Genomic DNA, 14,079 nt, shown 5'->3' on the forward strand with positions numbered 1-14,079 from the left:
GGCCAAGGGCCTTCCCATCTTCCCCATGACTGCATCTCCATGTTCAGTTTAGGAAGAATAGGTCTTTCTTTCTTTTGTCTCCACCCTCAAAGAAAACTAACGAAAAGAAAGCCGCCCTGCCGGGGGCAGAGCAATAAGGCTGTTTTTGCCTCTGTGGTTGCGTCGTACGGCCCTGAGTGTTGGCTGGCGCGTCCTACCAGCCTGGAGGTCATCGAAACTGCATGACCCTCGGGTTTCGTGGTGGGGCCCCTGACCTCGTGTGCGGTGCGCGTTCGACCATCTGCCGTTCGCGGCGCGAGGGGCTGCGCCGTTTCGGGTGTGGCTGGTTTCGTGGTTTTGTCTCGGAGGGCAAGCGCGGTGATGTTCGAGCGTGAACCCTCGCGGACGGGCCACGGTGCCCACCACGAAACCAGGAGGACTGATAGCAAGTTGCCGGCAGCGCCGGTACGGCAGGACATCAAATGGCCGGGCATTCGCCGCCAGAGACAAAACCACGAAACCAGCAAGGCCGGCAGCATCGCGGCCAGCCGCACCGCGAACGGCAGATGTGGGAATGGTCACCGCACGCGAGGTCAGGGGCCGCACCACGAAACCCGTGGGTCATGCAGGTGCGATGACCTTTGGGCAGGTAAGGCACGCCAGCCAACACTCAGGGCCGTACGACGAAACCACCGGCCCCACATAAGCCTTATTGCTCTGCCCCCGGCAGGGCGGCTTTCTTCTCGTTAGTCTTCTTTGCCGCGCAAAGAAGAGTGACCGGCAGCCCCCCCGCAGGGGGATGTCGTATGGCTCTTGGCTCCAAAAACCAACGCCGCCCAAAAAAACCGCGAAAGCCCCCCAAAAGCCCCTACGCCCCCCCCCTTTACGCCCCCAACTTCTTCTTCAGCAACTCATTCACCTGTGCCGGATTCCCCTTCCCCTTGGTGGCCTTCATGGCCTGGCCAACCAGCGCGTTGAAGGCTTTCTCCTTCCCGGCGCGGAATTCCTCAACCGACTTGGCGTTGGCGGCCAATACATCGTCGATGATCTTCTCCAGCTCACCTGAGTCGGACATCTGCTTGAGGCCCTTGGCCGCGATGATGGCGTCGGCGTCGCCGCCTTCCTCGCCTGCCCACATGGCCGGGAAGACATCCTTCTTGGCGGTGTTGTTGGACACCGTGCCGTCGGCGATGCGCACCAGCAGCTTGGCGAGTTGCGCCGGCTTGACGGGTGCGGCTTCCAGGGTGATGCCTTCGCGGTTGAGCAGCGAGGAGACGTCGCCCATCAGCCAGTTGGCGGCGGGCTTGGCGTTGGCCGCGCCGGCCTCGGCGACCACGGCTTCGAAGTAGCCGGCGAGCGACTTGGAGGCGGTCAGCACGCTGGCGTCGTAGGCGGACAGGCCGTATTGCGACACCAGGCGCGCTTGCATGGCCACCGGCAGCTCCGGCAGCCCGGACCTGACGCGCTCGATCCAGGCGGCGTCGATCTCCAGCGGCAGCAGGTCGGGGTCGGGGAAGTAGCGGTAGTCGTGCGCGTCTTCCTTGGTGCGCATGGCGCGCGTCTCGCCGGTGTCCGGGTCGAACAGCACGGTGGCCTGCTGGATCTCGCGGCCGTCCTCGATCTCCGCGATCTGCCACTGGACTTCGTAGTCGATGGCCTGCTGCAGGAAGCGAAACGAGTTCAGGTTCTTGATCTCGCGGCGCGTGCCCAGCTTGGGGCTGCCGTAGGGGCGCACCGACACGTTGGCGTCGCAGCGGAAGCTGCCTTCCTGCATGTTGCCGTCGCAGATGCCCAGCCACATCACCAGCGCGTGCAGGGCCTTGGCGTAGGCCACGGCTTCGGCGGCGCTGCGCATGTCCGGCTCGGTGACGATCTCCAGCAGGGGCGTGCCGGCGCGGTTCAGGTCGATGCCGGTCATGCCGGCGAAATCTTCGTGCAGCGACTTGCCGGCGTCTTCCTCGAGGTGGGCGCGCGTGAGCTGCACGGTCTTCTCGTAGGTTTCGCCTTTCTTGCCTTCGACCTGGATGCTGATGCTGCCGCCCTGCACCACCGGCAGCTCGTACTGGCTGATCTGGTAGCCCTTGGGCAGGTCGGGGTAGAAATAATTCTTGCGCGCGAAGATGCTGCGCGGCGCGATGGTCGCGCCGATCGCCAGGCCGAACTGGATCGCGCACTCGACGGCGCCGCGGTTGAGCACCGGCAACACGCCGGGCAGCGCCAGGTCAACCGGCGAGGCTTGCGTGTTCGGCGCCGCGCCGAAGGCGGTGGAGGTACCGGAAAAAATCTTGGAGGCCGTCGACAACTGCGTGTGCGTCTCGAGGCCGATCACCACTTCCCATTGCATGGCGGTATTCCTGTTCGTGTGCTGTATATGTTGCTACGTGTTTGCTACGTGTTTGCTACGTGTCTGCTACGTGTGGCTATGTACTGCTACGTGTTCTGTCATGGATTCGGGCTGGCCAGCCACGAATCCAGTTGCGCCAGCGCCGCATCGCGCGCGATCGGGTCGCCGCCCACGGTCACGCCCTGGCCGTGACGCAAGCCGTCGGGCACGTCGCGCCGCACCCGCAGCGGCTCGGTGCCGTCAAAGCCGTGATACGCGCCGGGGTAGATCTCCAGGCGAAAGCGCGCGTCCGGCTGGCGCGCCGCGACCGCCTCGCGCAGCATGGCGCAGCGGGTGGCGGGGGTCCAGTCGTCGGCGCCGCCGGTCAGCAGCAGCAGGGGCGTGCGCAGGCGGTACTCGTGCCGTTGCACCGCGCTCTTGCAGCCCGGGTAAAAAGCCACGGCGCGCTCGATCGCCGGTGCGCCCGCCGGCCAGTCGCGGCTGGCGTCGATGGCGCTGAGCACCGCCTGCGCGCCATTGGACCAACCCAGCAGCACGATGTGCGCCGTGTCCACGCCGGGCTGCCGCGCGAGCCACTGCAGCGCCGCCAGCACATCGCCGCGCCGTGTGGCGTCGTCGATGTCGCGGCTGTCCAGGCGTTCGGTGCAGATGCCCCCCGGCTTGCCGCGCGGGCCGAAACTGTCGGGCAGCAGCACCGCGTAGCCGCGCGCGGCCAGCCACTGCACGTACTCGCGATAGCGGCCCTGGAGCGCCGCCGCATCCGCGCCGCCACTGCGGTGCAGGCCAGCGCAGCCGTGCAGCGCAACGACCACCCGCACGGCCGGGGCCGCCGCGCCGCGCTGCGGCACGAACCAGTAGCCGCTGAGCGGCTTGCCGCCGTCGGCGCCTGGGAAACTCACCGTCTGCGCCGCCGGCATGGCTTGTTCGCCAGCTGCCGGCACCAAGGCCCGCGCGGGCACGGCGTGGCTTGCCAGCAGCAAGGCGCACGCGCCCAGGCTGAAGGCCTTGAGGCTAGCGGCGATGCAACGGTGGGCCGGGCCGGACATGGCGCTGAGCGGGTTCATCGGGTCTGCGCGCAGCCGCCGACGCCAGGCTCGAACATCACCGGCCAGGCTTCTTCGTAGATGCCCGGCGAGCAGCGCGCCTGGCAGTTGGCGTGCGCCAGCGTGACCCGGCGCGGATCCTGCCAGATCATCAGCTTGCAGGCACTGCCGTCATTGGCTCGCAGCTCGATATGCGGCTTCTTCTGCGTCTGGCGGAATTCGGCCAGGTTGAAGCTGCACGAGCCGCGCTTGCCCACCCACAGCTTCCATGACAGCTGCTGCACGGTGTTGTCCGCCACGCGCACTTGCGCATCCTCGCGAAAGCCGTCTTCCTCGGTGCGGCGGCAGTCGCCGGCGAGGTCGATGTCGCGGCTGGCGATCGGTGGCGGCCGGGTGCCGAAACGGGGCAGCGGGATGCAGGCCGCCAAGGCGGCGGCCAGCCCGATGCCGAGCGCGAGACGGACCAGCCAGCGCCGCGCGATCATGCCTGCGCGGGCCGGCGCAGATGCCAGTCCGTTGCCTGCTGGAAGGCGTGCGCCGTCTGCAGCAGCTCGGCCTCGCCAAAGTAGTTGCCGATCAGTTGCAGGCCAACCGGCATGCCGCCCTCGCCCAGCCCGCAGGGCACGCTCATGCCGGGCAGGCCGGCCAGGCTGGTCGACAGCGTGAAGATGTCGGCCAGGTACATCTGCACCGGGTCGGCGCTCTTTTCGCCAAGCTTCCACGCAACCGTGGGCGCCACCGGGCCCATGATCACGTCGCACTGGGTGAAGGCGCGCTGGAAATCGTCGGCGATGATGCGGCGGATTTTTTGCGCCTGCAGGTAATAGGCGTCGTAGTAGCCGTGCGACAGCACATAGGCGCCCACCATGATGCGGCGCTTGACCTCGGGGCCGAAGCCTTCGGCGCGGGTCTTCTTGTACATGTCCATCAGGTCGCGGTACTCGGCGGCGCGATGGCCAAAGCGCACGCCGTCAAAGCGCGACAGGTTGGACGATGCCTCGGCCGGGGCGATCACGTAATACACGGGGATCGACAGCTCGGTCTTGGGCAACGACACCTCGACCAGCGTGGCGCCCAGCTTTTCGTACTCGGCCAGCGCGGCGCGCACGGCTAGCTCCACGTCCGCAGCCAGGCCCTTGCCGAAATACTCCTTGGGCAGGCCGATGCGCAGCCCGGACAGCGGCTTGCCAGCGCTGGCGCCGACGCGCGCCTGGCCCAGCAGGCGGGTGTAGTCCTCATCGACGCCGCCCAAGGCGGGCGCAACGCTGGTGGAGTCGCGCTCGTCGAAGCCGGCCATGCCGCCGAGCAGCATGGCGCAATCCTCGGCGGTATGCGCCATCGGGCCACCCTGGTCGAGCGAGGAGGCGAAGGCGATCATGCCGTAGCGCGACACGCGGCCGTAGGTGGGCTTGATGCCGGTGATGCCGGAGAACGAGGCCGGCTGGCGGATCGAGCCGCCGGTGTCGGTGCCGGTGGCGGCAGGGGCCAGGCCGGCGGCCACGGCGGCGGCGGAGCCGCCCGAGGAGCCACCCGGCACGCGGCTGGCGTCCCACGGGTTCTTGACCGGGCCGAAGTGCGAGTTCTCGTTGGACGAGCCCATCGCGAACTCGTCCATGTTGGTCTTGCCCAGCGTCACCATGCCGGCGGCGGCCAGGCGCTCGACCACGGCCGCGTCGAACGGGCTTTCGTAGTTGGCAAGCATGCGCGAGCCCGCGGTGGCACGCCAGCCACGGGTGACGAACACATCCTTGTGGGCGATCGGCACGCCGGTCAGCGGGCCGGCTTCGCCGCGCGCGCGGCGCTCGTCGGCGGCGCGGGCCTGGGCCAGGGTGAGTTCGGGGTTGACGTCGACAAAGGCGTTGAGCGCGCCGGCCTGCTCGATGCGGGCCAGGTAATCGCGCGCCAGTTCTTCGGCGGAGACGGTGCGTGCCGCCAGCGCGTCGGAGAGCTCGCGCAGGGAGGTCACGGAAGATGCGGAAAAGGACATGTCGGTCGGTTTGGCTTGGCAGGTGATGGCTGCCGGCGCAGCCTGGGGCGGCGCGGCGCAGCCGCTGGGTCGAGGGCCGGGGTGCGCTTGACCTTTATTCGATGACCTTGGGCACCAGGTAGAGGCCGCCTTCGACGGCCGGGGCGGGCCGCTGGTAGTCCTCGCGGCGGCTGGGCTCGGTGACCACGTCGTCGCGCAGCCGCTGCGACATCTCGCGCACCGCGGACAGCGGGTGGGCCAGCGGCACGATGCCGGTGGTGTCGACCGCCTGCATCTGTTCGACCAGGGAGAAGAATTGATTGAGCTGCACAAGCGTCTGCCCGGCCTCGTCATCGTTGATTTCGATGCGGGCAAGGTGGGCGATGCGCTTGACGTCGGATAGGTCGAGAGCCATGGCTTGGGGTCGGTGCGAAAGGCGATGCGGGCGCGGCCGGGGCGGGCCGGGCAAGTGCTGCCGGAAGCGCCCGGGAATCGTCAAAGTTACAGGTTTTTTCGAGGAAGAAGCCCCCGAAACAGGGGGAATTATAAGGTATCATTGCGCGTTGCCATCCTTTGGCCGCGCCTTCGTCACATTGGTGCAGAACCGCCTCCCCCGGAGCCTTTTAGGGCACCCCAGCGGGACACCCCGGCGGGACACACCGGCGGGGGGCGTACTCCGGGCACCCGGGCCAGCCAGCACTGGCCGCGTTGCCGGACCGGCCGGCGCCGGTGCGGGGTTGAAGGCACACAAGGGATGATGAGAGACAGGTTCCTCCGATTAGGCCGCCCCCGCCAGCAATTAATTTGTAATTGCGGCGCCGTTCCACCGAACTTTCGCGCGTGGTCTAATCAAAGGTTCCCGTAGAGGCCGTTTTCGCCACCCGGCAAAGCGGCCTTGGTTGGCGGCCCCGGCCCTGGCAGTTCGCAGCGTATGACAACGCGAACTGGCAACGGCGCCGGCCCCACCGGACGACCGGGGGCCTTAATACTACCCGTCGCTATGAATATCGTGGCTGGCCCCGCAGCGGCGCCGGCCACTTCGCATACTCGCGAACCACCAGAAAACAGGATTCCTGATGTTCGGATTTCTCCGCAGCTACTTCTCCAACGATCTCGCGATCGACCTCGGCACCGCCAACACCCTGATCTATATGCGTGACAAGGGCATCGTCCTTGACGAGCCGTCCGTGGTCGCCATCCGCCAGGAAGGCGGACCCAACGCCAAGAAGACGATCCAGGCGGTGGGCAAGGAAGCCAAGCAGATGCTGGGCAAGGTGCCGGGCAACATCGAAGCGATCCGCCCGATGAAAGACGGCGTGATCGCCGACTTCACGGTCACCGAGCAGATGCTCAAGCAGTTCATCAAGATGGTGCACGACACCAAGCTGCTGCGCCCCTCGCCGCGCATCATCATCTGCGTGCCCTGCGGCTCGACCCAGGTCGAGCGCCGCGCCATCCGCGAATCGGCGCTGGGCGCCGGCGCCAGCCAGGTGTACCTGATCGAGGAGCCGATGTCGGCCGCGATCGGCGCCGGCCTGCCCGTGTCGGAGCCGTCGGGCTCGATGGTGGTGGACATCGGCGGCGGCACCACCGAGGTGGGCATCATCTCGCTGGGCGGCATGGTCTACAAGGGCTCGGTGCGCGTGGGTGGCGACAAGTTCGACGAAGCCATCGTCAACTACATCCGCCGCAACTACGGCATGCTGATCGGCGAGCAGACCGCCGAAGCCATCAAGAAGGCCATCGGTTCGGCCTTCCCCGGCTCCGAAGTCCGTGAAATGGAAGTCAAGGGCCGCAACCTGTCCGAAGGCATCCCGCGCGCGTTCACGGTGTCGTCCAACGAAATCCTGGAAGCCCTGACCGATCCGCTCAACCAGATCGTGTCGGCCGTCAAGATCGCGCTGGAACAGACCCCGCCGGAACTCGGCGCGGACATCGCCGAGCGCGGCATGATGCTGACCGGCGGCGGCGCGCTGCTGCGCGACCTGGATCGCCTGCTGGCCGAGGAAACCGGCCTGCCAGTGCTGGTCGCCGAAGACCCGCTGACCTGCGTGGTGCGCGGCTCCGGCATGGCGCTCGAACGCATGGACAAGCTCGGCAGCATCTTCTCCTACGAATAATACGTAAGCAGAGGAATCGCTCGTGGCGCGACGCGGCCTGCCGGACTACCTGGTCGGGGCCGCGCCTTGCCTCGCCACCTTCCCGACCCGGCCCGCCCCCGTGCACCACACCGCGCCGGCACGCCCCAGCCTCCCCGGCTGGCGTGCCGCGGCGCGGTCGTGCCTGCGGGACCGTGGGACCTTTCTGCCAGCGCACGGGTAAATGGATTACACTCCGCCGCCGCTCTTCAAGCAGGGCACTTCCGCCGTTGCGCGCCTCGTCTTCTACGTGACGATCGCGCTGGCGCTGCTCATCGTCGATGCGCGCTTTGACGCCTTGCGCGTGGTGCGCCAGGTTGCCGCCACCGTGCTGATGCCGGTGGAGCGCACGGTGCTGGTGCCACGCGACGCGCTGCGCGCCACCTTCGACTACGCCCAGTCTTCCGCCGCTTTGGCCAGCGAGAACCGCGAGCTCAGGCGCCGCATGGTGACCGAGGCCGAGGGCTCGGTGCGCCAGTCCCAGCTCGAGGCCGAGAACAGCCAGCTGCGCAAGCTGCTTGGCCTGGTGCAGCAATCGGCCACGCCCGTGACGGCGGCCGAGATCCTGTACGACGCCCGCGACCCCTACAGCCAGCGCATCGTGATCGACCGTGGCAGCCAGCATGGCCTGCGCGCGGGCTACCCCGTGATCGACGAACGCGGCGTGATCGGCCAGATCACGCGCGTTTCGCCGTTCCAGTCGGAAGTCACGCTGCTGACCGACAAGGAGCAGGCCATTCCCGTGCAGGTGGTGCGCAACGGCTTGCGCAGCGTGGCCTTTGGCGGCGCTCGCGCCGGGCTGCTCGACCTGCGCTTCATGGCCGCCTCGGCCGACCTGCAACAGGGCGACCTGCTGGTCACCTCCGGCCTGGACGGCACCTACCCGCCGGGCCTGCCGGTGGCCAAGATCGTGCAGATCGAGCGCAAGGCCGATACCGCCTTCTCGCGCGTGTACTGCGAACCGGTGGCCGGCGTGCGTTCGCACCGCCAGTTGCTGGTGATCCGCTACGAATCGCAACTGCCGCCGCGCGAGTCCATCGACGGCCCGCGCGACGCCAAGGAAGCGCGCAGCGTCAGGGCAGACCGCCCGGGTGTCCGGGATGCCGAACGCTCAGGAGAGCGGCCGGCCGACAAGCCCGCTGCAAAGCCCGCTGACAAGCCGGCCGAAAAGCCCGCGGACAAGCCCGCCCCAGCCAAGGAGCCCAAGCGTTGACCAATCCCCAATACCTGCTGCGCCCGGTCAACCCCGCGTTTATCGCGCTGAGTTTCGTGCTGGCCTTCCTGTTCAACCTGATGCCCTGGGGCACCACGCTGTGGGTGCCCGACGTGGTGGCGCTGGTGCTGGTGTTCTGGAACATCCACCAGCCGCGCAAGGTCGGCATGGGCGTGGCCTTCGCGCTCGGCCTGCTGATGGACGTGCATGACGCGCGCCTGCTGGGCGAGCACGCCATGGCGTACTCGCTGCTGGCGTACTTCGCCATCACCATCCATCGCCGCGTGCTGTGGTTCACGGTCTATACCCAGGCGCTGCACGTGCTGCCGCTGCTGTTCATCGCCCATGCGGTGCCGGTGCTGATCCGCCTGGCCATGGGCGCACCGCTGCCCGGCTGGCAGTTGCTGCTGGCCCCTGGCATCGAAGCGCTGCTATGGCCGCTGGCCACCGGCATGCTGCTGGCGCCGCAGCGCCGCAGCGCCGACGTGGACGAAACCCGGCCGATCTGAGCTTTACCTCCATCCGAGTCCCGCCGCGCCCCACCCGGGCGCGCGGCAAACCGCAAGGCTGACGCAGTACCATGACCGAAATACGCAATGTCGAACAGGAGCTCGGCCGCTTCCGCATCCGCGTAGCGGCGGCGGGCCTGTTCGCCGTGATCTGCTTCGGCCTGCTGTTCACGCGCTTTCTCTGGCTGCAGTGGTACAAGCACGACCAGTACTCGGCCAAGGCCGAGGACAACCGTATCTCGGTGGCGCCGATCGAGCCCAATCGCGGCATCATCATGGACCGCAACGGCGTGGTGCTGGCGCGCAACTATTCCGCCTACACGCTGGAAATCACGCCGTCCAAGCTGTCCGACACGCTCGACAACACGATTGAAGAGCTGGCCCAGCTGATCGACATCCAGCCGCGCGACCGCCGCCGCTTCAAGCGCCTGATGGAAGAATCGCGCAGCTTCGAAAGCCTGCCGATCCGCAGCCAGCTCACCGATGAAGAAGTGGCGCGTTTCTCCGCCCAGCGCTTCCGCTTTCCCGGCGTGGACGTGCGCGCCCGGCTGTTCCGCCAGTACCCGTTGGGCGAGTCCGCCTCGCACGTGATCGGCTACCTGGGCCGCATCTCGCAGCGCGACCAGGAACGCATCGAGGCCATGGACGAGGCCAACAGCGCCGAAGGCGCCAAGTACGATCCGCGCAAGGACGCCGACAACTACAAGGGCTCCAACTACATCGGCAAGATCGGCATCGAGCAAAGCTACGAGACCGAGCTGCACGGCCTGACCGGTTTCGAGGAAGTGGAAGTCAGCGCAGGCGGACGCCCCATCCGCACGCTGTCCACCTCCCCCGCCACGCCCGGCAACAACCTGATCCTGTCGCTCGACATCCGCCTGCAGCAACTTGCCGAGGCGCTCTTCGGCGACAAGCGCGGCGCGCTGGTGGCGATCGAGCCGGCCACCGGCGACATCCTGGCCTTTGTCTCCAAGCCGACCTACGACCCCAACCTGTTCGTCGAAGGCATCGACACCAATACCTGGAACGAGCTCAACGGCTCGCCCGACAAGCCGCTCCTGAACCGCCCGCTGCGCGGCACCTACCCGCCCGGCTCCACCTACAAGCCGTTCATGGCGCTGGCGGCACTCACCACCGGCAAGCGCACCGCGGCGTGGGGCTTCCACGATCCGGGCTCGTTCACGCTCGGCAACCATACCTTCCGCGACGACAAGCCGGGCGGCCACGGCTGGGTGGACATGAACGCCTCCATCATTCAGTCGTGCGACACCTATTACTACATGCTGGCGCGCGACATGGGCGTCAACGCCATCCACGACTTCATGAAGCCGCTGGGCTTCGGCCAGGTCACCGGCATCGACATCGAAGGCGAGAGCCGCGGCATCCTGCCCTCCACCGACTGGAAGCGCCGCGCCTACCGCAAGCCCGAGCAGCAGAAGTGGTATGACGGCGAAACCATCTCGCTGGGGATCGGCCAGGGCTACAACAGCTTCACCATCCTGCAGCTGGCCAACGCCACCTCCATCCTGGTCAACAACGGCATCGCGATGAAGCCCCACCTGGTCAAGGCGGTGGAGGATTCGGTCAGCCGCGAGCGCGAGCTCACCGTGCCCAAGGAAAGCTACCGCCTGCCGCTCAAGCAGTCGGATATCGACGTGATCAAGCGCGCCATGGTGGGCGTGACGCACTCGGGCACGGCCGCCCGCGCGTTCGCCGGCGCCGCCTATGAGTCCGCCGGCAAGACCGGCACTGCCCAGACCTTCACCATGGGCAAGAACGAGAAGTACAACCACCACGCGCTGGACGAGCGCAAGCGCGACCACGCGCTCTATACCGCATTCGCACCCGCCGACAATCCCAAGATCGCCCTGGCGATGATCGTGGAGAACGCCGGCTTCGGCGGCGCCGTGGCCGCGCCGATCGCGCGCAAGGTGATGGACTACTATCTGACCGGCAAGTGGCCGGAGGAACTGGCGAACATCGCCCCGCCCGCGTCCGAACGCGCCGGCGGCAAGCCTCCAGTGGATACGCCCAGCGTGTTTACCACCGGCCACACCGCCAGCATCGCCAGCGCCACCGTCATGGGCGCCAGCGAAGCCGCCGCCACCAGCGAAGGCGCCAGCGTGCCGGCAGCGCGGGTGGCAGCCCGCGCCGGCGCGTCCGCCACGGCCGCTTCCGCCGTGGTGGCGCCGGTGATCGACCCCGCCGCCATCCCACCGGCCTCTGCGGTGCAGACGCTCGACGAGCGCATGGCGCAGGCCCTCGGCCACAGCCGCCCGGCGCCGCCCCCCGCCCCGGCCGCGGCGCCCGTCGTGGCGCCCGCCAGTTCAAAACCCCGCGCCAAACCGGTAGCCGCGCCCGCGGCCGGCGGCAACGCTTCACGCTGAAGGAGACGCGCCATGGATCGCCGCCGCGTCCTATCGTTCATCAAGACGGCCCTGACCGGCTTCGACAAGCCGCTCGCGCTCATCGTCTTCCTGCTGTTCGCCACCGGCATCGTGGCGCTCTACTCGGCCGCCATCGACATGCCCGGCCGGGTCGAGGACCAGTTGCGCAACATCCTGCTGTCCTACCTGGTGATGTGGGTCATCGCTTACCTGCCAACCCAGACGCTGATGCGGGTGGCGGTGCCGCTCTATACGGTCGGCGTGGCCCTGCTGGTGGCGGTGGCCATGTTCGGCCTGATCCGCAAGGGCGCGCGCCGCTGGCTCTACGTCGGCATGGTGATCCAGCCCTCCGAGATCATGAAGATCGCCATGCCGCTGATGCTGGCGTGGTACTTCCAGAAACGGGAGGGCTCGGTCAAGTGGTTCGACTTTGTGCTGGCGCTGGTGCTGCTCCTCGTGCCCGTGGGCCTGATCGCCAAGCAGCCCGACCTCGGCACCGGACTGCTGGTGATGGCCGCCGGCCTCTATGTGATCTATTTCGCCGGCCTGTCATGGAAGATCATCCTGCCGCTGCTCGCCATCGTGGTGGTTGCCATCACCGCGCTCGTCAGCTTCGAGCACGATATGTGCGCCCCCGGCGTGAACTGGCCGATCCTGCACGACTACCAGCAGCACCGCATCTGCACGCTGCTGGACCCCACCACCGACCCGCTCGGCAAGGGCTTCCACACCATCCAGTCCATCATTGCCATCGGCTCCGGCGGCGTCTTCGGCAAGGGCTGGCTCAAGGGCACCCAGACGCACCTTGAGTTCATCCCCGAGAAGCACACCGACTTCATTTTCGCCGTGTTCTCCGAAGAATTCGGCCTGATCGGCAATGCCGTGCTGCTGGTGCTCTACCTGCTGCTGATCTTCCGCGGGCTGTACATCGCGGCCAACGCGCCGACGCTGTTCTCGCGGCTCCTGGCGGGGTCGATCACGCTGATCTTCTTTACTTATGCCTTTGTGAACATGGGCATGGTGAGCGGCATCCTGCCCGTGGTGGGCGTGCCGTTGCCGCTGATGAGCTACGGGGGAACGGCGCTGGTGACGCTGGGCATGGGCATCGGGATCCTGATGAGTATCTCGCGGCAAAAGCGGCTGATACAGACGTAGGCTTTCTTGCGGATTTGGCCGATTTGGCCGCTGCAATGACACCTCGCTAAGGTATCCTCTCTCCTTTGGAACGTTCACCTCCAAGGGCTCAAATGCGGCGCGTCGTATTCAATCAGAAAGGCGGTGTCGGCAAGTCGACCATCGTCTGCAACCTGGCGGCCATCAGTGCCAGCGAAGGCCTGCGCACCCTGGTCATCGACCTCGATGCGCAAGGCAATTCCAGCCAGTACCTGCTCGGCGCGCACGCCGCCGAGGCCACCCCGACCGTGGCCGACTTCTTCGAGACCGCGCTCACATACAGCTTCAAGCCGCTGGATGTCACCGCGTTCATCCACGCCACGCCGTTCGAAAACCTCGATGTGATGCCCGCCCATCCCGAGCTCGACACGCTGCACGGCAAGCTCGAATCCCGCTACAAGATCTACAAGCTGCGTGACGCGCTGAAAGAACTTGAAGCGGCCTACGACGCCATCTACATCGACACCCCGCCCGCGCTGAACTTCTACACCCGCTCCGCGCTGATCGCCGTGGAGCGCTGCCTGATTCCGTTCGACTGCGACGACTTCTCCCGCCGCGCGCTCTATACGCTGCTCGACAACGTGAAAGAGATCCAGCACGACCACAACGCAGACCTGGAAGTCGAAGGGATCGTGATCAACCAGTTCCAGCCGCGCGCCAGCCTGCCGTTGCAACTGGTGGAGGAACTGGTCAGCGAAGGGTTGCCGGTGCTGAATTCACGGTTGTCGTCGTCCGTGAAGATCCGGGAATCGCATCAGCATGCGATGCCGATGATTCACCTGGATCCGCGGCATAAGCTGGCGTTGGAGTATTTGGCGTTGCATCGGGAGTTGGTGGGGTAGGTGGCGATGATGACGGCGTATCGCTGACCTTGGCCTTCAGGCTGAACTGGCCCGGCGTGATGGCCGGCGTTGATACCCGTCGCACAATCGCGGCATCGCCGCGGACCCCGACACCTTCGAAGTGTCAGCTGAGGGCATCAAGAAAATGAAGCGCCTTGGACAGCGCGGCCGCCCGCGCGCCGAGAGCAAAAGCACCCCGCGCTCGAGATCCGAGAATCGTGACGATTCGGTAGGTCGCCCGGTAGGGCGGTAATCATGTAGTTGCTCTGGAGCGTGAAGTTAGGCAACTGCAACTGCAAAATCAGCTTCAGCTTCAACTTCAACTACTTAACGTCAAAGTCAAAGGCAGTTTCACCTCCCCTTCGGGGAGGCGACCTACTTTTTTGTCTTGCCAAAAAAGTAGGCAAAAAAGGCGCCCCATACGGCCTAGGTAAACCTTGACGGCTCGCTTCGCATCGCGCGTGGGTGTTTCCCGCCTGACTGGC

General features: G+C 66.7%; 11 protein-coding genes and 1 pseudogene. 7 read left to right on the top strand and 5 right to left on the bottom strand.

Features of this window, described 5'->3' with window-relative positions:
• Nucleotides 1-862: 862 nt before the first annotated feature.
• The 5 genes from gatB to gatC form a co-directional block, all read right to left on the bottom strand.
• The gene (gatB, locus tag ACYP5B_RS02035) at nucleotides 863-2,323 is read right to left on the bottom strand and encodes an Asp-tRNA(Asn)/Glu-tRNA(Gln) amidotransferase subunit GatB (RefSeq protein ID WP_318237175.1); all 1,461 of its coding nucleotides are present in this window, start codon (nucleotides 2,321-2,323) and stop codon (nucleotides 863-865) included.
• Nucleotides 2,324-2,421: 98 nt separating this feature from the next.
• Nucleotides 2,422-3,387: a dienelactone hydrolase family protein gene (locus ACYP5B_RS02040; protein ID WP_400100197.1), complete on the bottom strand. Its 966-nt coding sequence runs from the start codon at nucleotides 3,385-3,387 to the stop codon at nucleotides 2,422-2,424.
• Complete coding sequence (locus tag ACYP5B_RS02045) at nucleotides 3,384-3,851, bottom strand: hypothetical protein (protein ID WP_318237177.1); 468 nt, start codon at nucleotides 3,849-3,851, stop codon at nucleotides 3,384-3,386. The genes ACYP5B_RS02040 and ACYP5B_RS02045 overlap by 4 nt, the downstream gene beginning before the upstream one ends.
• Nucleotides 3,848-5,353, bottom strand: coding sequence for an Asp-tRNA(Asn)/Glu-tRNA(Gln) amidotransferase subunit GatA (gatA, locus tag ACYP5B_RS02050; protein WP_459568369.1), 1,506 nt, complete (start codon nucleotides 5,351-5,353; stop codon nucleotides 3,848-3,850). The genes ACYP5B_RS02045 and gatA overlap by 4 nt, the downstream gene beginning before the upstream one ends.
• A 94-nt stretch (nucleotides 5,354-5,447) precedes the next feature.
• A complete protein-coding gene (gatC, locus tag ACYP5B_RS02055; protein ID WP_267605049.1) occupies nucleotides 5,448-5,747 on the bottom strand; it encodes an Asp-tRNA(Asn)/Glu-tRNA(Gln) amidotransferase subunit GatC in 300 nt (99 codons plus the stop codon).
• A 661-nt stretch (nucleotides 5,748-6,408) separates the two neighbouring features.
• On the opposite strand from gatC, the gene ACYP5B_RS02060 reads away from it, so the two are divergent.
• The 7 genes and pseudogenes from ACYP5B_RS02060 to ACYP5B_RS02090 all read left to right on the top strand — a co-directional run.
• Nucleotides 6,409-7,452, top strand: a complete 1,044-nt coding sequence (locus ACYP5B_RS02060; protein ID WP_035859663.1) for a rod shape-determining protein — start codon at nucleotides 6,409-6,411, stop codon at nucleotides 7,450-7,452.
• 202 nt (nucleotides 7,453-7,654) lie between these two features.
• Nucleotides 7,655-8,683 (top strand): rod shape-determining protein MreC, encoded by a 1,029-nt coding sequence (gene mreC / locus ACYP5B_RS02065; protein WP_459568372.1) that lies wholly within the window; start codon nucleotides 7,655-7,657, stop codon nucleotides 8,681-8,683.
• Entirely contained in the window at nucleotides 8,680-9,192 is a 513-nt protein-coding gene (mreD, locus tag ACYP5B_RS02070) for a rod shape-determining protein MreD (protein WP_400100190.1), read from the top strand. Before mreC ends, mreD begins: the two co-directional genes overlap by 4 nt.
• Before the next feature lie 71 nt (nucleotides 9,193-9,263).
• Entirely contained in the window at nucleotides 9,264-11,579 is a 2,316-nt protein-coding gene (gene mrdA / locus ACYP5B_RS02075; protein WP_459568375.1) for a penicillin-binding protein 2, read from the top strand.
• A 12-nt stretch (nucleotides 11,580-11,591) separates the two neighbouring features.
• Nucleotides 11,592-12,734: a rod shape-determining protein RodA gene (gene rodA / locus ACYP5B_RS02080; protein WP_267605047.1), complete on the top strand. Its 1,143-nt coding sequence runs from the start codon at nucleotides 11,592-11,594 to the stop codon at nucleotides 12,732-12,734.
• 92 nt (nucleotides 12,735-12,826) lie between these two features.
• Nucleotides 12,827-13,594, top strand: coding sequence for a ParA family protein (locus ACYP5B_RS02085; protein WP_267605046.1), 768 nt, complete (start codon nucleotides 12,827-12,829; stop codon nucleotides 13,592-13,594).
• Between the two features lie 94 nt (nucleotides 13,595-13,688).
• Nucleotides 13,689-13,781, top strand: a pseudogene (locus tag ACYP5B_RS02090) (BrnA antitoxin family protein); the annotation flags it as partial.
• Nucleotides 13,782-14,079 lie beyond the last annotated feature (298 nt).

The organism is Cupriavidus sp. 8B (assembly GCF_054589115.1).

Coding starts and splice junctions, on each gene's coding strand:
- gatB (WP_318237175.1), bottom strand. CDS start 2,323: ATGCAATGGGAAGTGGTGATCGGCCTCGAGACGCACACGCAGTTGTCG.
- ACYP5B_RS02040 (WP_400100197.1), bottom strand. CDS start 3,387: ATGAACCCGCTCAGCGCCATGTCCGGCCCGGCCCACCGTTGCATCGCC.
- ACYP5B_RS02045 (WP_318237177.1), bottom strand. CDS start 3,851: ATGATCGCGCGGCGCTGGCTGGTCCGTCTCGCGCTCGGCATCGGGCTG.
- gatA (WP_459568369.1), bottom strand. CDS start 5,353: ATGTCCTTTTCCGCATCTTCCGTGACCTCCCTGCGCGAGCTCTCCGAC.
- gatC (WP_267605049.1), bottom strand. CDS start 5,747: ATGGCTCTCGACCTATCCGACGTCAAGCGCATCGCCCACCTTGCCCGC.
- ACYP5B_RS02060 (WP_035859663.1), top strand. CDS start 6,409: ATGTTCGGATTTCTCCGCAGCTACTTCTCCAACGATCTCGCGATCGAC.
- mreC (WP_459568372.1), top strand. CDS start 7,655: ATGGATTACACTCCGCCGCCGCTCTTCAAGCAGGGCACTTCCGCCGTT.
- mrdA (WP_459568375.1), top strand. CDS start 9,264: ATGACCGAAATACGCAATGTCGAACAGGAGCTCGGCCGCTTCCGCATC.
- rodA (WP_267605047.1), top strand. CDS start 11,592: ATGGATCGCCGCCGCGTCCTATCGTTCATCAAGACGGCCCTGACCGGC.
- ACYP5B_RS02085 (WP_267605046.1), top strand. CDS start 12,827: ATGCGGCGCGTCGTATTCAATCAGAAAGGCGGTGTCGGCAAGTCGACC.